The 23,113-nt window shown below is 64.3% G+C and carries 21 protein-coding genes; 9 read left to right on the forward strand and 12 right to left on the reverse strand.

Features of this window, described 5'->3' with window-relative positions; all coding sequences use genetic code 11:
* Positions 1-122: 122 nt before the first annotated feature.
* The 6 genes from C4F17_RS19725 to C4F17_RS19750 are packed head-to-tail and all read right to left on the reverse strand — an operon-like array spanning position 123 to position 7,578.
* The gene (locus C4F17_RS19725) at positions 123-4,286 is read right to left on the reverse strand and encodes a PilC/PilY family type IV pilus protein (RefSeq protein ID WP_106936374.1); all 4,164 of its coding nucleotides are present in this window, start codon (positions 4,284-4,286) and stop codon (positions 123-125) included.
* A 17-nt stretch (positions 4,287-4,303) separates the two neighbouring features.
* Positions 4,304-4,900 (reverse strand): pilus assembly PilX family protein, encoded by a 597-nt coding sequence (locus C4F17_RS19730; protein ID WP_159053681.1) that lies wholly within the window; start codon positions 4,898-4,900, stop codon positions 4,304-4,306.
* Positions 4,897-6,069 (reverse strand): PilW family protein, encoded by a 1,173-nt coding sequence (locus tag C4F17_RS19735; protein WP_106936376.1) that lies wholly within the window; start codon positions 6,067-6,069, stop codon positions 4,897-4,899. The genes C4F17_RS19730 and C4F17_RS19735 overlap by 4 nt, the downstream gene beginning before the upstream one ends.
* Positions 6,069-6,473: a prepilin-type N-terminal cleavage/methylation domain-containing protein gene (locus C4F17_RS19740; protein WP_106936377.1), complete on the reverse strand. Its 405-nt coding sequence runs from the start codon at positions 6,471-6,473 to the stop codon at positions 6,069-6,071. Before C4F17_RS19740 ends, C4F17_RS19735 begins: the two co-directional genes overlap by 1 nt.
* A 2-nt stretch (positions 6,474-6,475) precedes the next feature.
* Complete coding sequence (locus C4F17_RS19745) at positions 6,476-7,090, reverse strand: pilus assembly FimT family protein (RefSeq protein WP_106936378.1); 615 nt, start codon at positions 7,088-7,090, stop codon at positions 6,476-6,478.
* Entirely contained in the window at positions 7,075-7,578 is a 504-nt protein-coding gene (locus C4F17_RS19750) for a type IV pilin protein (protein ID WP_106936379.1), read from the reverse strand. Before C4F17_RS19750 ends, C4F17_RS19745 begins: the two co-directional genes overlap by 16 nt.
* Positions 7,579-8,007: 429 nt before the next feature.
* Here C4F17_RS19750 and C4F17_RS19755 point away from each other — a divergent pair, with 429 nt between their 5' ends.
* Genes C4F17_RS19755 through C4F17_RS19780 form a run of 6 tightly spaced genes read left to right on the forward strand, consistent with a single transcriptional unit; the run spans position 8,008 to position 15,962 of the window.
* On the forward strand, positions 8,008-8,583 hold the full coding sequence (locus tag C4F17_RS19755) for a GspH/FimT family pseudopilin (protein WP_106937620.1): 576 nt from the start codon (positions 8,008-8,010) through the stop codon (positions 8,581-8,583).
* A 12-nt stretch (positions 8,584-8,595) separates the two neighbouring features.
* Positions 8,596-9,213, forward strand: a complete 618-nt coding sequence (pilV, locus tag C4F17_RS19760; protein ID WP_106936380.1) for a type IV pilus modification protein PilV — start codon at positions 8,596-8,598, stop codon at positions 9,211-9,213.
* Complete coding sequence (locus C4F17_RS19765; protein WP_106937621.1) at positions 9,210-10,214, forward strand: PilW family protein; 1,005 nt, start codon at positions 9,210-9,212, stop codon at positions 10,212-10,214. The genes pilV and C4F17_RS19765 overlap by 4 nt, the downstream gene beginning before the upstream one ends.
* A gap of 5 nt (positions 10,215-10,219) precedes the next feature.
* Entirely contained in the window at positions 10,220-10,843 is a 624-nt protein-coding gene (locus C4F17_RS19770; RefSeq protein ID WP_205367687.1) for a pilus assembly PilX family protein, read from the forward strand.
* Between the two features lie 2 nt (positions 10,844-10,845).
* On the forward strand, positions 10,846-15,486 hold the full coding sequence (locus C4F17_RS19775; protein ID WP_106936382.1) for a pilus assembly protein: 4,641 nt from the start codon (positions 10,846-10,848) through the stop codon (positions 15,484-15,486).
* On the forward strand, positions 15,483-15,962 hold the full coding sequence (locus tag C4F17_RS19780) for a type IV pilin protein (protein WP_106936383.1): 480 nt from the start codon (positions 15,483-15,485) through the stop codon (positions 15,960-15,962). The genes C4F17_RS19775 and C4F17_RS19780 overlap by 4 nt, the downstream gene beginning before the upstream one ends.
* 6 nt (positions 15,963-15,968) lie before the next feature.
* Here C4F17_RS19780 and moaC read toward each other — a convergent pair whose 3' ends face one another.
* The gene (gene moaC, locus C4F17_RS19785) at positions 15,969-16,451 is read right to left on the reverse strand and encodes a cyclic pyranopterin monophosphate synthase MoaC (RefSeq protein ID WP_081268733.1); all 483 of its coding nucleotides are present in this window, start codon (positions 16,449-16,451) and stop codon (positions 15,969-15,971) included.
* A gap of 53 nt (positions 16,452-16,504) precedes the next feature.
* Between moaC and C4F17_RS19790 the strand changes: the two genes are divergently transcribed.
* Positions 16,505-18,076: a M48 family metalloprotease gene (locus tag C4F17_RS19790; protein ID WP_106936384.1), complete on the forward strand. Its 1,572-nt coding sequence runs from the start codon at positions 16,505-16,507 to the stop codon at positions 18,074-18,076.
* Positions 18,077-18,095: 19 nt separating this feature from the next.
* Here C4F17_RS19790 and C4F17_RS19795 read toward each other — a convergent pair whose 3' ends face one another.
* The 3 genes from C4F17_RS19795 to C4F17_RS19805 form a co-directional block, all read right to left on the reverse strand.
* Positions 18,096-18,449: a phage holin family protein gene (locus C4F17_RS19795; protein ID WP_081268735.1), complete on the reverse strand. Its 354-nt coding sequence runs from the start codon at positions 18,447-18,449 to the stop codon at positions 18,096-18,098.
* A 93-nt stretch (positions 18,450-18,542) separates the two neighbouring features.
* Positions 18,543-19,007, reverse strand: a complete 465-nt coding sequence (locus tag C4F17_RS19800) for a hypothetical protein (RefSeq protein ID WP_081268736.1) — start codon at positions 19,005-19,007, stop codon at positions 18,543-18,545.
* An 87-nt stretch (positions 19,008-19,094) separates the two neighbouring features.
* The gene (locus C4F17_RS19805) at positions 19,095-19,841 is read right to left on the reverse strand and encodes a TerC family protein (RefSeq protein ID WP_081268822.1); all 747 of its coding nucleotides are present in this window, start codon (positions 19,839-19,841) and stop codon (positions 19,095-19,097) included.
* 494 nt (positions 19,842-20,335) lie between these two features.
* Between C4F17_RS19805 and C4F17_RS19810 the strand changes: the two genes are divergently transcribed.
* Positions 20,336-20,806, forward strand: coding sequence for a DUF3717 domain-containing protein (locus tag C4F17_RS19810; protein WP_081268737.1), 471 nt, complete (start codon positions 20,336-20,338; stop codon positions 20,804-20,806).
* 2 nt (positions 20,807-20,808) lie between these two features.
* Positions 20,809-21,114, forward strand: coding sequence for a putative signal transducing protein (locus C4F17_RS19815; protein ID WP_081268738.1), 306 nt, complete (start codon positions 20,809-20,811; stop codon positions 21,112-21,114).
* A 10-nt stretch (positions 21,115-21,124) separates the two neighbouring features.
* Here the strand turns inward: C4F17_RS19815 and C4F17_RS19820 are convergent, their stop codons facing one another.
* Positions 21,125-21,685, reverse strand: coding sequence for a YaeQ family protein (locus C4F17_RS19820; protein ID WP_106936385.1), 561 nt, complete (start codon positions 21,683-21,685; stop codon positions 21,125-21,127).
* Positions 21,685-23,064 carry an adenylosuccinate lyase gene (gene purB / locus C4F17_RS19825; RefSeq protein ID WP_106936386.1) on the reverse strand — a complete coding sequence of 460 codons (1,380 nt, stop codon included), beginning with the start codon at positions 23,062-23,064 and terminating at the stop codon, positions 21,685-21,687. Before purB ends, C4F17_RS19820 begins: the two co-directional genes overlap by 1 nt.
* Positions 23,065-23,113: the final 49 nt, after the last annotated feature.

Below are 23,113 nucleotides of genomic sequence, written 5' to 3' on the forward strand. Positions count from 1 at the left end.
ACTATGAAACTTGTCTCGCGACAAGCCTGAGCGGCGGCAATCTTTTTCCAAGATCTGAATTTGCCGCCCACTTTTAGCTTTGCGAGCTAGCTGAATCGGACTTCCGAACAAAGAGCCCGCGCTCAATCAATCGTCGGCACTTCCCGCCAATTCAACAACCTCACTCCCGTCCCCTTGCCGAAATCGATCGGCGGTTGGTTCACTTCACCCTTCACGTTGCCCGCGATGCCCTGCATTCGGCCGTTGTTGTTGATGATCTGAATGTCCGTGATCGCGCTGCTGTAGCTGACGTATGCCGCCCCCGTCGTCAGCGCCGTCGTGCCGGACCCGTAATTCACGGCGTAGATACGGCTCTGACCCGATGGGCTGCAAGCATCGCCGGTGGTCAGCAGCGTGGAGAACACCACGACCCCATTGAAAGAGGTCGCCCCCAGCGTCACGCGCCAGGTGATCCCCGAAGTCGCATCCTTGCCCAGGTCGAGATACCAGCCCAGCTGGGTTCCCAGGTTGAACGCGTTGGTGCCTGTCAGGTTGGCCTCGGTGAGCGCACCCAGGTTGCTGCGAGTGATCGGATAAGTGCCGCCGGTGCCGAAGCTCGTCGCGTTGCCGTCGATGATCGCGTAGAACGACTGACCCGCTGTCGAATTGATGTCCACGGTGTCGAGCAGCTGGCCTGTGCCGAACAGCACATAGCGCTTCTTGCTCTTGGGATCGATTTCAATCAGCGGCTGCGTGGTGATCGGTTGGGCTGTGCCGCTGGCATCCGCCAGGGTCGCAAGCTTCAACGGGGCAGGGTAAGAGCCGGTGCTGCCCTTCGCCGCCGTCACGTCGAAGCGCCAGAGCTGTCCGTTCAGGTCGCCAGCGTAGAGTGCGTCGGCCGTGCCATCCGTGAAGTCGGTGATGTAGGCGGTCAGCTGCGTCAGGCCTGCCGACGCGTTGCCCGTTTGCACTTTCTCCAGCAGCGCTCCGGTTTTCGGGTTCACGAAGTACACATAGCCGTAGCCATCGGTGTTGTTGTAGCCCGAGGTGAGGACCACGACCCAGCCGTATTTCTTGGTCTTCAGAACGACCGGCGCACCAAAGCTGTAGCCCAGGGTATTGCCGACGCCTGTGGTAGCGCTGGAGAACTCCCAAAGCACCTTGCCCTTGATGTTGGCCTCGGTGGTCATGTTCGCGGGGTCGGTGACGTCGATGGCGTAGAAGCCCTTGCCACCCTTGCCAAGGCCACCGATCAGCACGGTGTGCCAGTCCGAGTTGTTGCCGGTGGCGGTAGTGGTGAAGACGCCGCCGGCAGTATTGAAGTCGATGTCGAAGGTCTTGGGCGATGCGTCGACGTAGTACCGGTGTTCATAGTCCGGGTTGCCGAGTTGTCCCAGGCCGTTGAGCGCCGGTGTGGCGGGGCTGCTGGGGCCCGAGAACAGCATGCTCGGCACGTACGCGAACAGTTCCTGGCCGGCGGTGGTTCCGGTCAATGCGCCGTTGAATGCGTGCATCATGCCGTCGTTGGCGCCTGCGTAGACGATGGTCGGCCGGGAGGCGTAGTCCGTCTTGAACTTCGCATAGCCGGGGTTGACCGTGTTCGAGAACTGGCCCGAGGGAGGGCCTACCGGTGTGACTTTCGCATTCACGATGTCGCCGAGCAGCAAGGCACGGCGGCGGTAGGGCTTGGTGTCGTCGGTGGTCGTCTTTTCCTTGCTCCGGTCACCACGCAGGTAGTTCAGGAAATCGCTGCTGTCATCGCCTGTCACCCATGGCGTATCGAGGGCGGTGACCTGGGCCGAGGTCAGGTTTGCCTTGCGGAAGGGCACGCCTGCGGTCCCGTTCCAGGTGACCACCCGGCGTGAGGTATCCCAGCCGGTACCGGCAAGTTGGTTTTCCAGCGTGGTGGAAGTGTTCCACATCTCCGTGAGGGTCGGTACGCCGGCCGGGAACGTGAGCTGGCTGCCGGAGAGCACGCCGGTCCATCCGTTCGAGTCGTACTGCGACGCGTAAGACGCCGCGCCGGAGGACGACACCTGCGGGCTGGACAGCGAGAACGACGTGGTGAATGACTTGATGGCGTTGGCAATGCTCGCGAATGCCTTCGTCAGGCCATCCACCATCGAGTCGGGCCGGCCCGCGGTGAAGTAGTTGTCGGGCCGTGGCTGGGTCGTGCCGCCATTGCGCGTGTCGGTGAGCATGTCACCGCTGGTCGCCCACCAGGTTTGCGGGATGGTGCCGGTGAACGTGTACGGGTCGAATGTGCTCTGCATGCCGGCGGGTATCTTGAGACCACCGAACTTTGCGGCCAGGTAGAACTGGTTATTGGCCTGGAAAGCCTGTTCGAGCACGTCGACCCAATACGTCTGCACCGTCTGCTTGCCGATGGAGTTCGGCTTGTTTGCGTCGTCGGGCCGGATGTCCTTGGTGTTGGCGTCGTAGGCGAGGCCGGCCATGAGCGCCGAGTTGTTGCTGCAGCAACCGTTCGAGATATTCGTACGCGTGCCGAGGTCGTCTCCCATCCCCTGCAACTGGCCGACCTTGTTGGTTGCCGTCACCGCATTGACTGTCTTGTCGGCCGTGACCGCCGCCGGCATCGCGGGTTCGTTGGCGTTGTTCTTGTTGCCGGGTACGTTCTTGTCGGCGTGCGTGTAGATGTCGCCGATACCGAGCACGAAGTTGCGTTGGCACGAGTATTGGATGGGGTCGTCCCAATTGGTGATGACCGGAAAGCCATCGAGGCGTTTCGCCGTCGTGTTGGTGTCGGTGGTGTTGAGGTTGCTCCATTCCGGCACGTTGCCCAGGTTACGGTAATAGCGAAGCGCTGCGTAGTAGAGCTCACTGACCGGGTCGTTGGACTTGTAGTTGCCGGGAATGATCTGGCCGAACTTGTTGAGGTAGTTGATCACTCCGCTGTCGGCAATGGTCACGCCGTTGGCCGAGGTAGCCGTGGCGTCGGCCGGGTTGGGGTTGCGAACGAACACGCCGGTGTTTTCGTCCCACTCCTTGTTGGAATTGGTGGTGTCGGGAAGCCCGGGCACCGGTTGCTGTGGTCCCACGAACTTCTGGCGTGCGCGCATCACGCCGCCATCGCGGCCGTTGCCGTCCTCGTTGAGGTAGCCGAAGGCGCTGAAGCGCATGCGGCGCGCATACTGCTGGATCAGGCCCTCGGGCTTCCAGTTGTTGCCGTACTGTTTGCAGTTGCTTTCCACGCCGCCGGGTGCGTTGGGGTTGCACACCCTGTTGCGCATCGTGTAGTCGTTGGTGACCGCGGCACCGATGTTGCTGGTGAAGGTGCTGAAGCCATTGTCTGTGGGCTTCTGCCACAGGAACTGCATCACCGCGCCGCCGGAGTTCTCGTAGTACTCGATCTTGACGTCGAAGCTTTGACCTGCCGTCAGGGAAACTGTTGCGTCGTAGTTGGTCGCGCCCTGATCTATCCACTTGTCGATGAGCAGCACTCCAGAAATCCACAGACGAACGCCATCGTCCGCGCGAACCCGGAATGTGTAGGTGCCGGTGGTAGGCGCCACGAACTTACCCGTGTAGCGCGCCGCGAAGTTGTCTGCGCCGATGCCCGTCACGGGCGCGCCGGAGCCCCAGTCGTGGTCGACGGTGTCCTGTGCAACCGTGACGGTCGCCGAGCCAGTGAGCGTCTTGTTGGCGTTGTTGTAGTACTCGCCCTTGAGTGAAGCGCCGGAGGCCGTGATGCGCATTGCATATTTGCGGCCGTTGACGGAGATGCCGAGGCTTGTTGCGTTGCTGAATGGCGTGGCGCCCGCAATCTCGGCGGTGGGAAGGTTGCGGTCGTCGAACAGGCCTTGTCCTGCGTGATAGCCCTTCTCCAGGATGGTGTCGGTCGCAGTGTCCACCACGCGCCGGCCGCCGGTCATTGCCCAGCGGAACGGGTCGATGGTCGCCGTGGCCGCCCAGTTCAGGAAGTTGCCGCTCCACTTCGTGCCGTCGCATTTGCGGTTGGTGGCTACGGCTGTAGGGTTGAAGAAGCTCTTGTCGCCGGTGTTGGTCTCGTTGGGCGTGGTATCCACCACGTACGAGTAGCACTTGCCGGGGTCGAAGTAGCCCAGAAACGTGCTGGTGCTGGCGTAGGCGGCGGTGTGTGCGGTGCGCGATGCTGTGGGCCATTCCACAGACAGCGTCAGCGCTAGGTTGCCGGGCACGTTCGACGTGGCGAAGACGGGCTGGTCGGCGAGGCTGGCTGCATCGGCTGGTGCCTGAACGCCAAAGAGCGCGCCGGCGAGCGCTATCGCGCAGGTCACGCGCGTGGCAAGGATGGATATGTTGTTCATTGTTCTTCCGCGATGCGTTACTCGGGCTTCGTGAAGGAGGATTGCAGAAAGACCTGCGTGTCGCGAGGACCGTCGACGCGCACGCTCAACCGGTAGACCAGCGCCTTGGGCGGCGGTGGACGCCCCGATTCCTGGACGCTGCCGCCGCGCACGTCGCTGGTGGACGGGGCGTACACGCACGTGCTCTTGCTCGCGGCGCCGCTGGTGTTGCAGAGGCGGTCGATGAGGTAGCGGATCTTTACCGCGTCGGTCCGCACGATGGTGTCGGCCGCCTTGGCGTTGTAGAGGTCGTCTTTCAGGAGCGCGAGCGGAATGCCTCGATCATTGGTGTCCAGCCTGACCGCGCTGTAGTTCGATGCGGTCGCGTCGTTGTAGTCGGCGCCAACGGCGGACAAGGTGCCGCCGGTGTTGAACAACGCCAGTGCCTTGACTGCCGCCTGCTCGCCCTGATTGACGAGGTCGCGCTTGAAAGCCAGATTGCCGGCACTGGAGAGGGTCGTGTTCATCGAGCGCATCACGGCGACGCCGCCCGCGAGCAGGATGACGAGAACAATCAGGCAGATCAGCAGCACGACGCCGCGCTCCCCGCGCTGCCGGTGCAAGGAAGTAATCATGATTTGGGCAGCAACAGGGTGTTGCGCAGCGGGATGGTGAATTCGACGACGCGGTAGCGGTAGCGGCGGTCGTCATTCGTGAGGGTCACGGCGTCGCGCTTGATGCCCGTGTCGCTGAACATTTCGGGAATGGTCTGCGATACGGGATCGCGCTCGAGGGTCGCGCTGCGCAGGATCAGTCCCACGCGCACGGCAACCACCTGTCTGCTGAGCTTCCCGTCCGTCATCATGGTCTTGATGTCGAAGCCCGTAGCGTCAGGTGCCTTCCAGGTGTCGATGATGCCGTCCGTGTTGGTGTCCAGTCCATAGAGGGCATGCATTTCCATGACGCCGTCGGCCAGGGTCTGAGGGGTGTCGGTGCCATCGCTGCGTAGCAAGTCGTAGCTGACCAGCGTGTTGTTTGCACCGATGCCGAAAAGCTGAAACTGCACGTTGTTGGCCGTACCGCTGCCCAGCGGCGTGAGGTAGGCGCTGCCGCTGGCCGCCAGTGAGGCCAGCGTGGTGCCGACGCCTGCGGTGTAGTAGGTGCCGTTGAGCGTGGCGAGTTCGTTGTTCGCACTGTCCACGAAGGAAGAGTCGACCTGCTCGAGCAAACAGTCCGTGCTGCCGACCTGGCTGACCAGCGCGATGTCGTTCTTCTTCAGCTGTACGGTGTTGTCCAGTCGAACGATGTTGTCGCTGGCACCTGCCGAAATGATCGGGCGTGGTACGTCACCAGCTGCGGCGTTCCCGCCCATCACCATCAGCACGTCGGACTTGCCGTCTGACGACTGCCCCTTGCCGATCAGCAGCGGTGCGATACGCAGATCGGCGACCCCGGTGGCGTTGCCGAGGAATTTCTCGAACGGCACGGGGAAAACCGTGGTGCGCGGCAGGATCGCGGTGTTGCTGCGCTTGGCCTGCAGCTTGCACCCGAATACGCCCAGGTCCCACGATTGGATGAAGCCGGAGCCGGCGCTGCGCACCGCACGGTCCAGCAGATAAGCGGCGTAGGACCCGGATTGATTGATGTCGTTGACGGACGTGGTCGTTCGCTTTGTCGATTCGCCGAAGATCACGGCGCTGGTGACTGCCAGCGTCACCACCAATGCGATGACCATGGCAACCAGTAGCTCGATCAGGGTGAGGCCGCGTTCGCGCATCGCGCTGCGGGCTTGCTGAATGCTCATCAGGGCAGCTCCACATGGGTTGTGAGTTGACTGCCCGTGCTGCGCGACGGGGCTTGCCAGGTGATGGTCACGTCGGCCGCCTTGCCTGTTCCGGCAACGGCCACTTTTCCGACTCCGTTCGGCAAGCCGCCGGTTTGCGGCGCGGCGACACGCAGCTTCCAGGCATCCAGCGCCGCAGCTGGAACTGTGGTCGATTGGTTGAGCCACATCAACGCGACCACTTCGTTTGCAAGCAGCGCTGCGCGGTTGCGGTCTTCGGCATCCACCGAGAAGCTCACGGCACGTGCCTGCAGGCCGATCAGGCCCAACAGGCCCAGGGAAAAGAGCAGCACCGACACCAGGACTTCAAGCAGAGCGATACCGCCCTGGTTGCGGCGGCGAGTTATTTCGCTTGGGTTTTTCATCACTAGGGGCAGCCGTCGGGCTGAGTGTCTGAAAGGGTTCGCGCCGGGTCGCACATGCGGACTTGCCCGCCGAGCGCGACGAGCACGCGCAGTGGTCGGTCGCCAGTCTTGCTGTCGCTCATCGCGATGTCGTATTGGACGGCTGCTGCCGTGCATTTGGCGCTGGTGGGGCCGGGCGTGTCGTTTGCCACGAGGCGGCCTATCGAACTGAAGCAGATGGATATGGGGCCTGAGATCGCCACGTTGGAGCCGACATCTCGCAGGATGCCTGCTTCGACAAACGCCGCTGTCGCATCGGAGTCGGCCGGTACCACTGTGCTGATGGCCCAGTTGCTACCGTTGGCCTTGGCCGTATAGCTGGTATTGGTAGGGCTGCCGTCGGTCAAGGAGAAAACCACTTGACGGCTGCGCCGGGTGGCTTCCGTTTGCGCCTGCCGCAACCCGTTTTGCAGCGCATCGCTGACCGTGCGGATCTTGTTGTTGCGTACCCAGCCGAGCATGGATGGCGTGGCGAGCGCGGCGAGCAGCGCCATGATCGCCACCACCACGATCATTTCAACCAGTGTGAATCCCTTGTGCCGCGCAGGGTGACGGCGACCGGTCATGACGAGGGGCATGCTTGCCCCTTCTTGACGATCCAGTCAGTGGCACAGGACGTTGTCCAACCCGACCACCCTGAAGGCATGCCTGTCGTGGCGCGGATGTTCTGCTCGGTGATGGTGTAGACGACACCGTTGGCTGGTCCGCTCCCCGTGGCGGTAAGCGTGAACGTCGTATCGGTCGGCACAACGGTCGCGCAACTGATCACGAAGTTGCCGAAAGTGCGCTGGCTGGCAGTGATGCCGGCGTCGCAAGGCGGAAGGATGGTGGCGCTGATCTTCTTGTACGTGCGGTTGTCCTGAAAATACCTCTCCATGTTCGCGCGCATGGTGGCCAACCCATTTGTGCCGTCTACCACGTACCCGCGCCGCACATAGTCCTGATAGCTCGGAATGGCGATCGCTGCGAGCACGCCGATGATCGCCACCGTAATCATCACCTCGATCAGCGTGAAGCCATGCGACCGGGAGCGGACGATCCGGCTTCGAGCAGATTGCTGTTTCATCAGAAGACGCCTTTCAGCCCTGACCGGCAGCGCCGGACACGGGTTGTAAACAATTAACAAATTCTGTTAATTGTTGTTCTCGGACGTTTACATCTGCAAAACCTCTCGTCCCCCGTCGATGACCATTCGTCGGCAAACCGCCCGGCACCTGGGACTGGTTGATGTCCTGTGCTGCATTGCTCTACTGCCGCATCGCGTTAATAACTTTTGCCGGTCATTTGAAGGGCAAGCAACTGCGAAGGCATTTGCTGAGGATGGCCAATTCCGAGGACACGTGGACTGCAACCTGATTTTTCTCTGTAGCGTTGGAAGTAATGCGAAAGCGTCAAGCGGTCACATTCAGGTGACAAACGGCAATTGAGTACTTTCAAACTCACCTAGCATCCAGGACACATATAGAAACAGTGATGCAAGGGAGAGGTGCCACACATGGCTTGGAGGCGCAAAGCATTGCGTTGCGGCGGGTTCACGCTCGTCGAAATGGTGGTCGTCGTCGCGATGCTCGGGATACTGCTGGCGCTGGCCGTGCCGGGTTTTGTCGCGATGCAACGGAACTCGGCGGCGGCGACGCTCGGCAATGAGTTCGTCATGGCGGTGGGCTTCGCGCGTTCCGAAGCCATCGCGACGAACAAGTGCGTCACCGTCTGCGTGCCGGCGGACATCACCGTCGCCGATCCCACCTGCGCCGGCAGAGGGGCCGAATGGAGCGGCGGGTGGATCGTGTTCTCCAACCCCAAGTGCGACAGCGTTGCCGACGACGACACGGCGCGGCTGCTGAAGTTCTACATCGGCAAGGCCAACGGTCCCACGCTGACCGCGCCCACCGGCAAGGTCGCGGCGCTGCGCTTCGACGCGCGCGGGCGCTCGAGCCTCACCGCCCAGCAGGCGCTGGGGCTCGCGCCTGTGGGCGCCTCCACCACCAAGGTGGTGTGCCTGGACGTGATGGGCCGCGCCCGCGTCGGCAACGTCGGCGGCATCAGCTGCGACGACAGCAATCAAAACTAGGTGGGAAGGCGAATGATGAATCGCGCTCGGCAATCGGGTGTGGCGCTGATCGAGGCGCTGGCGGCTCTACTGATCTTCTCGTTCGGGCTGCTGGGCATCGCCGGCCTGATGGCTGCCGCGACGAGGTACCAGACCGGCAACGAGGCCCGGCTGAATGTTTCGGCGGTCATCGACGACCTGTCCGAAAGGATCCGCATCAACGTACCCGGGGCAAACGGCTATTCGGGCCTGGTCGGCGGTGTCGCCGCTTCCGGATCGGGCTATCAGCTGACCGACGACTATTCGACGCAGGCCGCGGACGCGGTGACCGTACCGTCGAAGAATTGCCTGACAGCGGTCTGCAGCCCGGCGGAACTGGCGGCCTACGACCTCGCGGCCTGGAAAAACATTCTTCGCACGGCTTTCCCGGGCGGGGCGGGCTACATCACCGGCAACATCGCGTCCGGCTTCGTCGTCAGCGTGATGTGGTTCGACAAGAGCGCGACGGACAAGGCCGGCGATGCGATCGAACCGGCCGTCTGCACCGACGAGGCCGACGACCGGCAGACGGCGTCGGCCCGCTTCTGCTGCCCTGAGGGAGCCTCGGCGCCTGCCGGCGTGCGTTGCTACACCACGAGCGTTCTGCCATGAAGACGCGTGCCCACAGGTCGCGCGGCCTCACATTGGTCGAGCTGCTGGTTGCGATCGCGCTCGGGCTGCTGCTGGCCGCCGTGGCCGGCTATCTGCTCGTTTCGACGAACCGGGCGGCTAGGGCCATCGACGCCCGCGCCGAGCAGCAGGAAGCCGCCAACATCGTGCTGGACATCATCGGCCGCGACCTGAAGAACGCGGGCTTCTATCCGGCCAGCTTCGCGGCTTCGGCCGGGTCTTCGCGCTTGCCCGGCGCCTACTCGAACATCGTGTCGAGCTCGAAGAACGCGTTCGACCAGGGCATCTTCGGCTGCAGCGCGGCGCTGTTCGACGTGGCCAGCGGAACCTGCCCGGCAGCCGGCACCTCGGCGCCTGATTCGCTCGTGGTCAATTACTTTTCCGCGGACAACTTCGGGATAGAAGGCGTCGGCACGCGGAAGGATTGCCTGCGCCAGGACGTGGAACTGGCCACTTTCGAGGGGGCCGAATACAACAAGGACCGCGCCGGCTCGGGCGACAAAGGCACCGGAACCGTGGTCTTGCCGCTGTTCATCAGCAACGTCTACGGCCTGGGCGACAGCTACACCTACACGCAGGACGGCAGGTCCATCTCCACCCGCAGCTTTCGCTGCGCGGGGAACGGGCCCAACACCAAACCGCACCAGCCCATCGTCCCGGGCGTCGTCGAACTGAGGTTTCGCTACGGGGTTGCCGAGGCGAACACGCTCGAGTCGCCCGCGCGCTTCTTCACCGCAACGGAGGTCAGCGCACAGCCGGCAGCCACCATCGACGGGCAAAGCAAGACCGCCTGGCAGCGCGTGGTCGCCGTGCAGGTGTGCGTCGTGACCAAGACGCTCGATGCATCGGTGAGGCAGACCTCGAGCGGCAGCTATGTGGACTGCGACGGCGTCTCGCGCAGCTTCTCCGGCGCGGATCGCGCGATCTACAAGCAGCAGACCCGCATCTTCGGCGTCCGCAACAACCTCACGAGGACGTTTTGAACCGCATGCACCGCCCCGCCGCCCAGCGCGGACTCGCATTGGTCATCGTGCTGGTGTTCGTCGTGATCCTGTCCGGCGTGGCCGCCTTTGCGGTGCGGCGCGTGATGTTCGGCGAGCACATCGCACGCAACGTGCTCGACATGGAAATTGCCAGGCAGGCCGCTGAGGCCGCGCTGCGCGACGCGGAGCGAGACATTTCGCTGGCGGACGACGTGACGGGCGCCGCCTGCCCACGCGGGGACGACCGCCCCATCAAGTCGGCCTACAGCGAGCCGAACTTCGGCACCGACTGCCCCCGCGGGCAGTGCCGCTTCGGCGAGCAGACGCCCGCTTCCTACTACGCGGACAGCAACGCCAAGTCGAAGACCAACCCCGAACCGTGGTGGCCCGCGGACAGCGGCGGCGTCGGCTGGAAGGCGAGTCCGCCTTCCGGCTGCGCTTTCACAGGGGGCGTCCCGCTGGGCACCTTCACCGGCACGCCGGGCGTCAAGGGGGTGTCTCGCCAGCCCGAATACCTGATCGAGTACATGCAGCGCGGCGAAGAAATCTATTTCAGGAATACCGCGCGCGGCTGGGGGCTCGACCCGAATACGGAAGTCGTGCTGCAAAGCTATTTCAAGCGAAGCTGAAAATGAAAAAAGCAATCATCGAATTTGCGGCAATGTTGTTCCTGGCCGTGGCGGGTGCTGCCAATGCCCAGATCCAGGCGGTTCCGCCCAACGTGAATCCGGATCCGAATCTGCCCATGGTGGTGTTGAACGTGTCCAAGGACTACAGCATGTTCAGCCGCGCCTATACGGATTACGAAGATCTGAATTTCGACGGCAGCATCGATTACTATTTTTTGCCGTATTTCAAATACTACGGATATTTCGATCCGACGAAATGCTACAGCTATGGCGGCACCGGAGCAGCCGGCAATTTCGTTCCGGAGAAATTGGCCGAAAAGGTGACTGTGGCCGGAGACCCGGCAGGTTCGCCGAGATACTACTGCGCCGAAGCGGGTGCCAGGTCATCCAGCCTCTGGAGCGGCAATTTCCTGAATTGGGCCACCATGTCCCGCATGGACGTGCTTCGCAAGATTCTTTACGGTGGATTGCGCTCCACCGACGAAGCCGGGTCTTCGCAGAATCCTGGAAAAACCGTGCTCGAAATGGCTTTCGTCCCGCGCAACAGCCAGGCCTACGCCAAGTACTACAACGGCCCCGACCTGATTCGCCTCACGCCGTTTTCATACGCCACGGGGCTCACGCTGTGCCGCCGGCACGAGAATCCGACCAATGCCGAAGAATCGCAGATATCGGAATTGAACCCGGTGATTCGTGCCGCCGAAGGCAACTATGTTCTGTGGAACATGACGGAAGTCCGCAGCTGCAACTGGTTGAACGAGGAAAAATACGATTGGCAGGATTTGACCGTCGCATTCATGACTGCGAATTATGTGGGCGCTGGTGGCGCATCGGCGCACCAGGGCAGCAATCCGGCGAAGGCCAATGAATACATGGCCCGAGTGGAAGTTTGCAGGAAAGATCTGATCGGGGAAGAGCGTTGCAAGCAATATCCGAATTCAAATCTGAAGCCGATCGGCCTGCTGAATGAATTTGGAGAAAGCAGCAATTACGGGCACAGCGCAGCCAAGGCTGAATTTGCGATGTTCCTCGGCTCCTTCGACACCAATCTCGATGGCGGCGTGCTTCGCAAGAACATGTCCGAGATCAATGATGAAATCGATGCGCAAACGGGGGTGTTCAAGGTTTTCTCCAATGCAAACGATCGCGGCATCATCTATTCGATGAATCGGCTAAGGCCTTTTGGATACAAACCCGTGACCGGAAGATACGCAGACGACTGCTTTTCCAACACCATCAAGAACGGAGATTGCCCGTCATGGGGCAATCCCATCGGAGAAATCATTCTGGAGGGGCTGCGTTACTACGCCTCCAAAGGGGCTCTCTACCGTGGCGGAGAAAAAGACGCAACGCTGGGCCTGCCGTCCCCCGCCTGGATCGATCCGCTCGAGGCAAATCCGCAGTACCCGGGTTCTGGAAAGTCGCGTGAGTCGCTCTACGGAAAGAGCATCTGCCGACCGCTCAACATGGTCACCATCTCCAGCGGCGTGGGCACGTTCGATGGCGACAGCATGGGCGCGCTGAACGACAGCGAACTTGGCATCGGCGCTTCGCACGACGCGGCTTACTACACGAGGCTGATCGGCAACGCCGCGAATGAAGGTATCTCGGGCACGGTGCGCTTGGCCGGCTCCGTCGACGCGAGCACCGAGAGGGAAGGCATAAAAGGCATCTGCACCGGCAAGCTCATCGGAGACCTGAGCATGGTGTCGGGCCTGTGCCCCGAGGCGCCGAACATGCGGGGCACCTACCTCGGCGCCGGAGCCGCCTACTACGCCCACGTGAACCGCATCCGCCCCAAACTGACCGTGCCCAAGGACGCGAACGCCAACGTGCTGAAGGTCCGCCAGTACGCGGTGACGATGTCGGGCGGGTCCGCCTCCATCCGCATTCCGGTTCCAGGTTCCAGCCCGAAGCGCTACGTCTTCATCACCCCCGCCAGCATCGACTGGAACGGCAAGACGCCACTTCCAGGCAACATGGTGGACTTCAAGGTCCTGAAGCGCGCAGCGAACGGCGAATCCGGGACCTTTCTCGTGCTCTGGCAGCACCAGGCGCTCGGTGAAGACCAGGACCAGGACATGCTGGGCTCCATCCGGTACGAGACCGATGCGAGCACCACGCCGCCCACATTGCGCGTGTTCACGCAGACCCTGGAGTCGAACACCGGCAACGCCGGGCCGTTCGCCTTCGGCTACACGGTGGTGGGCAGCAACAGGGATGGAAGCCACTTCCACAGCGGCATCAACAACTACGCCTCCAGCGAGTTGACCGCGTCCTACGCCGCATCGAACGTGCAGCGCGAAGACCGGCCGACTGCAGCCAAGTGCTACCTGAACGACAACGGAAGCAAGCCGGAGCCGTGGGACCACAAGGTGGCGCCGCGCCTGTGCGTGAAGTTCGGCAATGTCTTCGTCAAGGGCGAGACCCGGCTCGACTACCAGATGCTCGGCTCCAGCGAGGCAGCGATCCAGGACCCGCTCTGGTACGTTGCCAAATACGGCGGCTTCAAGGACTCCGAGAAGACCCCGACCGGATTCCCCGACGCCGTTTCCAAGTGGGACACCAGGCGGGCCGACGGTGCCGCCTGCGGGGCCGCCGGCCAGCCCGACTGCAGCGACGGCATTCCGGACAACTATTTCCTCGCACGGCGTCCGGACCTGCTCGAGGAATCGCTGCGGCAGGTCTTCGCGGACATCACCGGAACTTCGAATTCCGCGCCGGCGGTGTCGCGGCCCGACCTGCGCGCCGGCGACTACAAGTACGTCGCCAACTTCTCCGCGTCCGACCTGCACGGCGAACTGCTGGCCTACCGGCTCGACGCGGCCGGCAATTTCGGCGCCACGCCTTCCGCGAAGGGGCATGCCAACCTGACCAGCGCGGCGACGCGCGCGATCATCACGAACCTCGGAACCACCGGGGTGCCGTTCACCCATGCGGGCCTGAACGTCCCCGCGGGCGCCACGTACCTGGCCGGCCTCGGCGCTTCCACGAGCGTGCAGCAGGACGTCATCGGCTACCTGCGCGGCACCCGCACCCACGAGAAGCTGTACGGAGGCACCTTCCGTGACCGGAACTCGGATTCGATCATGGGCGGCGTGGTGAACGCCAACCCCTGGCTGCAGGACCGGCCCTCGGCCAACTTCTTCGGCGCCGTCTTCGGCGGCTACGGCACATTCAAGACCGCCCAGAAGTCGCGCGCCAGGCTGGTATGGGTGGGCGCCGCGGACGGCATGCTCCACGCGTTCACCGCAGACGCGCTGACGCCTGTCATGTCCTATGTGCCGCAGGCGCTCTCCTCGCGCCTCAAGGAAATTCCGGATCCCACGGTCACCGATCTGCGCGCCTACATGGACGGCTCTCCATTCACCGCGGATGTGAAAACCTCCGCCGCCACGGCCGCGTGGCGCACGTACCTTTTCTCCAGCCTGGGGCGCGGCGCCAAGGCGATCTTCGCGCTGGACGTGACGTCGCCGGCAGCGCTGACCGAAGCCAATGCCGCCAGCGTCTTCAAGTGGCAGTTCACCACCGCGGACGACGCCGACCTGGGCCATGTCATTTCCGACGGCGGTGTGCACCCGGCAAGCAACCAGGCCGCGCAGGTCGCGCGAATGGCCAACGGCAAGTTCGCCGTGCTGTTCGGCAACGGCGTGTCGAGCGCGTCGGGCAAGACCGTGCTCTACATCCTCTTCGTCGACGGGCCAGGCTCCGACGGCAGATGGGTGCACAACACCCACTACAAGCGCATCGAAGTCGGCACGGCGGGCGGCGGCGGCTTGATGCAGCCGACCTGGCTCGACACCAACGATGACGGCATCGCGGACGCCATATATGCCGGCGACCTCAAGGGCAACATGTGGAAGTTCGATGTTTCCAGTGATGACGCGAGCCGCTGGGCAGAGGCCTACGGCAAGCCGCTGTACGTCGCCATGGACGCCTTGTCGAACGTGCTCCCGATCACGACAGCGCCGGTCACGCGCTTCCATCCCGGCGGCGGGCAGGTCGTGGTCTTCGGGACGGGGCAATCGATCTTTTCCGGCGACTTTCCCGACAAGGCGCGGCAGCATCGCGTCTTCGGCATCTGGGACAAGCCGAGCTATGCGGCAGCCCCCGCCACCATTCCGTCGGGCGTGACCGAACTCGAGCAGCGCACGTGGAGCCTCGGCACGAACAAGCCCGAGGCGATCGTCCAGAGCGCCACCGGCGCGATCGACTGGAGCCGCAAGAAGGGCTGGTACGTGAACATTCCGGGTTCGTTGGCTTCCGGCATGGTGCTGGGCAATCCGAAGGCCATGGGCAAGGACGTCAACATTCCCATCGTCTACAAGAAGGCGGCGGCGGAGGTCATGTGCGCCGACAGCGGCGCCGGGGCCGACGTGCAGGTGAACGGGGTCGCGGGCGTTGCCACGACACCGAATCTCTTCGGCATTGCCGGCGCCGCGGGCGAGGTGATCGGCATCGTCGGCCTCGACCAGCGCTTCGCCATTCCGGAAGACTCGACCGCCCGGTGCGCGGCGGGCCTGTCCTGCGCCCGGATCGTGGGGCCGAACACCGACATCACGATGAAGAAGAACACCGTGCAGGCGCGCATCTTCTGGCGCGAGATCCCCGGCCTGAAGACGACCGTGGAGAAGCACCGATGAGCGCCGGACGAGCACGCGCGCGGGGCTTCACGTTGATAGAGATGATGATCACGGTGGTCATCATCGCGATCCTCAGCGCCATCGCCTACCCGAACTACCGCGAGCACATCGCCAGAGGCAAGCGCGCCCAGGCGAAGGCCTCGCTCGCGCAGGCCCAGCAATGGCTGGAGCGGCACTACAGCGAAAACTACAGCTACGCCAAGACGGCGGACGGAACGGACATCAACGCGAACGGCGGCGTGTTCAAGACCCAGTTCAGCACCTCACCCTTGCCGGGCGAAGGCGCCGCGAACTACAACATCGCGCTGACGCCAAACGACAAGGGCACCGCCTACACCCTGAAGGCAGTGCGCACGGGTTCCATGAGCGGCGACCGCTGCGGCGACTATGTCGTCACGCACACGGGCCGGAAATCCGTAGAGAACTACACGGGCTTCAACGCGGCACTGGCGGCTGCAAGCGCGTGCTGGAACTGAACCGGGCTACCCCGCCACCCAACTCCCCGACTTCCCCCCATGCTTCTCCAGCACATGCACATCGGTGATCCGCATCCCCCGGTCCACCGCCTTGCACATGTCGTAGATCGTCAGTAGCGCCACCTGCACCGCCGTCAGCGCCTCCATCTCCACCCCGGTCGGCCCCACGGTCTCGACGGTGGCCGTGCAGGCCACCTGCGGCGCGTTGCCCGAGTCGGCAAGGGCGAACGCCACCGCCACCCGCGTCAGCGCCAGCGGATGGCACAGCGGAATCAGGTCGCTCGTCTTCTTCGCCGCCTGGATGCCCGCGATGCGGGCGATGCCCAGCACGTCGCCCTTTTTCGCCGTTCCCGATTCGATCAGCGCCAGCGTCGCCGCCTGCATCTCGATGCGGCCCGTGGCCACGGCCACGCGGTGGGTGGAGGCCTTGCCGGCCACGTCGACCATGTGGGCCTGGCCCTGGGCGTCAAAATGGGTGAGAGTGCTCATGGTGAACGTTCGATTTGAAGATGCATCATACGAGCCCGAGCCACAGACGAGGAATGCCGCGCTTGACTCCCACTCCCTTCAGAAGACGCCGCCTGACATCCGCCCTGCGGACGTTCTGCGCTACTTTCTTGATAGCGTCCCAGGCCCTGCTGCCGGCCCCCGCGCTGGCGCAGATGCAGATGCAGGTCCTGCCCGGCCTGGGCGACGGCGGCGAGATGACCGCCAGCGCCGAGCGCCACCTCGGCGACCAGATCGCCCGCGAGCTCTATCGCGACACCGACTACATCGACGACCCCGTGGTCGCGGCCTATGTGCAGGACATCTGGCAGCGCCTGCTGGCGGCGGCCCGCGCGCGCGGCGAACTCACGCCCGAGCTCGACGAGCGCTTTGCCTGGACGATCCTGCTCGGACGCGACCGCAACATCAACGCGTTCGCGCTGCCCGGCGGTTATCTGGGCCTGAACCTGGGCCTCGTCGCCGCGGTCGGCAGCCGCGACGAGCTGGCGACGGTGCTGGGGCACGAGCTCTCGCACGTCACGCAGCGCCACATCTCGCGCATCATGAGCAAGCAGGGCAAGCAGATGCCGCTGATGATCGCGGGCCTGATCCTCGGGATGATCGCGGCCGGCAAGAGCCGCAACGGCGATGCCGGCCAGGCGGTGATGATGGGCAGCCAGGCGCTCTTTGCGCAGAACCAGCTGAACTTCTCGCGCGACATGGAGCGCGAGGCCGACCGCGTCGGCTTCGGCGTGATGACGCAGGCGGGCTTCGCGCCGCAGGGCGCCGCCGCGATGTTCGAGAAGCTGCAGTACGCCTCGCGCCTGAACGACAACGGCTCTTACCCCTACCTGCGCAGCCATCCGCTGACCACGGAGCGCATCTCCGACATGCAGGGCCGCTTCCAGTTCCGCATGGACGCCACGCCGCCGCTGCCGCTCGTCATGGACCACGCGATGATCGCTTCGCGCGCCCGCGTGCTGACGCGGCCGGGTGTCGACGTGCTGCGGCTGTGGGTCGATTCCGCGTCCTCCGGCGAATTCGCGAAAAGCTCGCCGGCACAGCAGGCCGGCACGCTCTACGCGGCGGCGTTGTCGGCGAAGGAGCTGCGGGACTACAAGGCGGCACGCGCGCTGGCCGAAAGGCTGATGGCTCGCACGGCCGATGACCCCGCCGCGGCCAAGCAGGCGCGCTGGCTCGGCGCCGAGATCGAACTCGCCGCGGGCGCCCCGGCCAAGGCCGCCGCGCTGCTCGACGCCAAGTCGAAGGAGCGGCCGGAGATGATGCTTGCCGCCGAAGCCGCGACCGCCCTGCGCCAGCCCGCACCAATGATTCCCGTGCTGCGCGACTGGGTCGCGGCGAACCCGCGCGATGCGACGGCATGGCACACGCTGGCCAACCTCTACGGGGCGGAGAACGACACGCTGCGCGCGGTGCGCGCCGATGCCGAGGCCAACGTCGCGATCCTCGACTATCCGGCCGCGCGAGACCGTTTCAAGGCAGCGCAGGAGCTGATCCGCCAGACCGGCAAGCCGGTCGATCACTACGAGGCGTCGATCATCGACACCCGTGCGCGGGCGGTGGACGTGCTGGTGAAAGAACAGGCGGCCGAGCCGCCGCTGAAGTAGCCCGCGCAGGGCTGTTGCTTCAGCGCCTGGACAGCAGCCCGCCCAGCGCGGACTCGATCAGCAGGCCCAGCAGCGAGTAAAGCAGCGAGCCGATCAGCGCGGCCAGGAAGCCGTTGACGTGGAAGCCGGCGAGCAGCCCCGAGGCGGCCCAGAACAGCAGCGCGTTGATCACGAACAGGAACAGCCCGAGCGTGACGATGGTGACGGGAAGCGTCAGCACCACCAGCACCGGCCGCACGATCATGTTGAGCAGTCCGATGACGGCCGCGGCAATCAGCGCGGAGCCGAAGCTGTTGACCTGGACGCCGCTGTAGAGATAAGCCACCGCCAGCAGCGCGACGGCGCTGAGCAGCCATTTGATGATGATGCGCATGCGGCGCAGGATACCCCAGGGTGCCCGGACAAAACAAACGAGCCCCGGTGCGTTGCCGCGCCGGGGCTCGTGGAAGAAGAGAACGCGAGCCGCTTACTCGGCCAGCTCGTTCGCCAGCACCAGCAGTGCGCCCATGCCCATCACCGCGCCCGGGAAGGCCCAGCCCGACTGGTGCGCCGGCTTCTGGTCCGGCGTCACCGGCTCCAGGTCGACGCCGATCTTCGGACGGCGCGCATCGACCACGTGCGCGGCACCGTGCTCGCGCTTCAGCTGCGCGGTCAGCTCGGCCAGCGGGCCCTTCGCCAGCACCGGCGTCACCTGCCCGCCGTTGCGCTCCAGCAGGGGCAGCATCTGTGCCTGCACCTTGCTGAACCACTTGGCGCGCCAGTTCTCGCGCGCGCTGTGGCTCACCCACTTGCTGATGCGATGCGTCATGCGCGGCGCGCAGGCCACCAGCACCCAATGGCGCGCCACGACGTTGTTCGCGTCGGGCGCGAGTTCGGCGAACTGTTCACATGCGTAGGTGACGTCGTCGATATAAAGAATGATCTTTTCCATGGCGTGCTCCTTCAGATAGTTAGAGTGACAGAGGCTGGCTTGTGACGGAAGTTCGCGGTATCGATGTCCAGTGGCTGCGAGCGATGCTCAGCCGGTGGTCACCGGGGTCTGCGGCTTGTTGCGGGCCTGGCGGGCGGCAATCCACTTGCCGATCACCAGCACCAGCAGTGCGCCGCCAACGCCGGCCGCGTACTTGATGGTGTCGGTCTGCGGCACCTTCGGCACCCAGGTCCAGGCGGCGGCATTGGCGAGCGCGGGGTCGGACACGGCCATCGTGCCGGCGATCCAGCCGAGCAGCATGCCGCCGGCGGTGATGATCATCGGGAACTTGTCCATCAGCTTGATGACGAGCTGGCTGCCCCAGACGATGATCGGGATGCTCACGAGCAGGCCGAAGATCACGAGCGGCATCTGGTGGCCTTCGCCCGCGCCTTGCGCGGCGCCGGCGATGGCGATCACGTTGTCCACGCTCATCACGAGGTCGGCAATGATCACGGTCTTGACCGCGCCCCACAGCTTGTCGCTGCCGGTGATGTTGCCGTGCGCGTCGTCATGCTCGGGTGCCAGCAGCTTCACGCCGATCCACACCAGCAGGATGGCGCCGACCAGCTTCAGGAACGGAATGGCCAGCAGCGTGAGCGCGAAGAAGATCAGGATGACGCGCAGGATGATGGCGCCGGCGGTGCCCCAGAGGATGCCCTTGGTGCGTTGGTGCGGCGGCAGCTTGCGGCAGGCCAGTGCGATCACGACGGCGTTGTCGCCGCCGAGCAGGATGTCGATCATGATGATCTGACCGACAGCGACCCAGAATTCCGGGGCCATGAACAGTTCCATAGGTTCCTCTTGGTTGTCGCGCCCCAGCCTCGCCCCCCGGAAGGGCGACGACGAAGGCGCATGGCGATGCGTTTCGATTCATCCTGGGCGGATGGTCGAAAGCGAGGAAGAAAGGCCGGGTGATACCGGGGACTCGCGAACGCTTCGACCAAACCTGCACAGGTTCAAATCGAAGGTCTTGCTCGACACCGCGCGCGCAAAAAACAATGCGCGTACGCTGCCCGGCAGGCCGGAAGTGTTTTGCTTCGTATTGACGACCTGACGATTCGCGCCGTCGTGGACGGCGGTCGGGAGCTACTCCCCTTCGTGGGCGGGATTAGAGCATCGAAGACATCGGCGGCGCAACCGAAAGTTTTCAGGGGTTTAAAAAGAATGCGCTGAAAATGCGCATGAACAGGGGCTCCGATGCTCCTTGTTTTGTAGCAATCATGGCCCTTCACGGCTTCGGGGCATTGCCGGTCTATGATCCCCGCTCGCTGGATTCTTCATTCTTCATGGCCGCCATACACATCACCGACATCGAGGCCGCCATCAATCACTGGCGCGAGAAATCGCCCTCGCCCGACGGGGTCACGCTGGGCCCCGAGCTGCGGGCGCTGGCCGAGGTCTACGCGCTCATGGTCTTTCATCACGAGGAGGAGGTCGACGAGGTCGGCTTTCCGCCCAAGGCCTGGGCCGCATGGATGGCCTGGTACGAAAGCACGCCCGACACCCCCTGCATCGCGATCTGCTCCACCAGCCAGGGCGACGACGAATGCAAGGGCTGCGGCCGCAGTTTCGACGAAGTGCAGCTCTGGCCCGCCATGACGCCGGTAGAGAAGCGCGCCACCTGGCGCCGCATCACCATGGAAGACTCGGCCTGGCGCTTCAACCGCTATGCGGAGCGCGCGCGCGAGGCAGAACCGCCGCCGTCCGCCGCCGAACCCGGGTTCGACCCCGACAACGAGCAGAACTGGGCGCCCTGACGATGCGCCGCCTCGCGCAAGCCCCCAACCTCGCCATCGCGACCGTGTGGGCGCATGCATTGCGCGAAGAGGGCGTGGCCGCCACCGTGCAGCGCGAGTTTCTCGGCGCGGTCATGGGCCAGCTGCCGCCCGACCAGTGCCTGCCCGAGATCTGGATCGACGACGAGACCCAGTTCGACCTTGCCAGGCGCCTGCTGCATGAGCTGCAGCATCGTCCGCAGCGCAGCTGGCAGTGCGTGTGCGGCGAGCACGTCGAAGGCGGCTTCGAGCAGTGCTGGCAGTGCGGCGAGATGATGCCGGCGGTCTAGCCGCTCGGCGTTACTTCCAGCGCAGCAGCTCGACGTCGATGCTGTTCGTGCCGTCGCCCAGCGTCAGCGTGTTTTCCTGGATCGTCGCCTGCAGCTGCATGCTGCGCTGCGCGAGCGCGGCCAGTGCCTGCGAGGCAGCGGTCGGCACGCGGTAGACCTTGAGGTTCTGCGGCCGCGTCAGCTTGTTCTCTATGCCTCGCCACCAGATCTCGGCCGCGTGGTTGAAGCAATAGACGATCACTTCGTCCGCCTTGCCGCAGGCCTTGATGATGGGCTTGTCTTCCGGCTGGCCGACCTCGATCCAGATCTTCACCTCGCCGGTGAAGTCGCGCAGCCACACGTCGGGCTCGTCGACGTTCGACAGGCCGGCGCCGAAGGCCAGCGTGCCGTCGCCGTTGCAGATGTCCTGCAGCTGGTGCGCGTTGAGGGCGAGCGCTACCAGCCGGATCATCATCCGCTCGTCGGTTTCGCTGGGGTGGCGCGCCAGCGTCAGCGCATGGTCGGCGTAGTAGCCGTGGTCGATGTCGGCCACCGCGAGAGTGGCCTTGAAGATGGTGGACTTGAGTGCCATCAGATGCGCTTGGCCAGCTCGGCAGCCTTGCCGACGTAGCTGGCCGGCGTCATCGCCAGCAGGCGGGCCTTTTCCTCTTCCGGAATTTCCAGCGAGCGGATCAGCCCGTGCAGCGCCTCTGCCGTCACGGTCTTGCCGCGCGTCACTTCCTTGAGCTGCTCGTAGGCGCCCTGCACGCCGAAGCGGCGCATCACGGTCTGGATCGGCTCGGCCAGCACTTCCCACGAGGCTTCGAGGTCTTCGGCCAGCGCTTCCTCGTTGAGTTCGAGCTTGCCCAGGCCGGTGGCCAGGCTGGCATAGGCCAGCGTGGCGTAGCCGAAGGCCACGCCGATGTTGCGCAGCACCGTGCTGTCGGTCAGGTCGCGCTGCCAGCGGCTGATGGGCAGCTTCTCGCTCAGGTGGCGCAGCACCGCGTTGGCCAGGCCCAGGTTGCCTTCGGCGTTCTCGAAGTCGATCGGGTTGACCTTGTGCGGCATGGTCGAGGAGCCGATCTCGCCCTTCTTCAGGCGCTGCTTGAAGTAGCCCAGGCTCACGTAGCCCCAGATGTCGCGCGAGAAGTCGATCAGGATGGTGTTGGCACGCGCCACCGCGTCGAACAGCTCGGCCATGTAGTCGTGCGGCTCGATCTGGATGCTGTACGGCTGGAAGCTCAGGCCCAGGCCCAGCGGCGCGGGCGTCTCGATGACCTTGCGGCTGAAGGCTTCCCAGTCGAACTCCGGCCAGGCGGCAAGGTGGGCGTTGTAGTTGCCCACGGCGCCGTTCATCTTGCCCAGCAGCTGCACCGATGCGATCTGCGCGCGCGCCTTCGACAGGCGCACCGCCACGTTGGCGATTTCCTTGCCCACGGTGGTCGGGCTGGCGGTCTGGCCGTGCGTGCGCGAAAGCATCGACACATCGGCGAACTGGTGCGCCATTTCGCGCAGCTTGGCGATCAGCCCGTCGATGGCCGGCAGCATGACCTTGTCGCGCGCGGCCTGGATCTGCAGGGCGTGGCTGGTGTTGTTGATGTCTTCGCTGGTGCAGGCGAAGTGCACGAACTCGGCGGCGGCCAGCAGCTCGGGCCGGGCCTCGAACTTGGACTTGATCCAGTATTCGACGGCCTTCACGTCGTGGTTGGTGGTTTTCTCGATTTCCTTGATGGCCAGCGCGTCGGCCTCGGAAAAGTGGGACACCAGGCCCAGCAGGTACTTGCGGGCGCCGCCCGTGAGGGGCTTGAATTCGGCGAAGCCGCAGTCGGACAGCGCAATGAACCACGCCACCTCGACTTGCACGCGCCGGTGCATATAGCCCTGTTCGCTCATCAGCGGGCGCAACGCCGCGAGTTTGGCCGCGTAGCGGCCATCAAGGGGGGAAAGGGCGGAAACGGTGGAAAAGCTCATGCCTCAATTTTAGGCGGCCGGCGGTCCGTGGGGCCGGCCCGACACATCG

The sequence above is a fragment of the Variovorax sp. PMC12 genome, from assembly GCF_003019815.1.
GTDB lineage: Bacteria > Pseudomonadota > Gammaproteobacteria > Burkholderiales > Burkholderiaceae_C > Variovorax.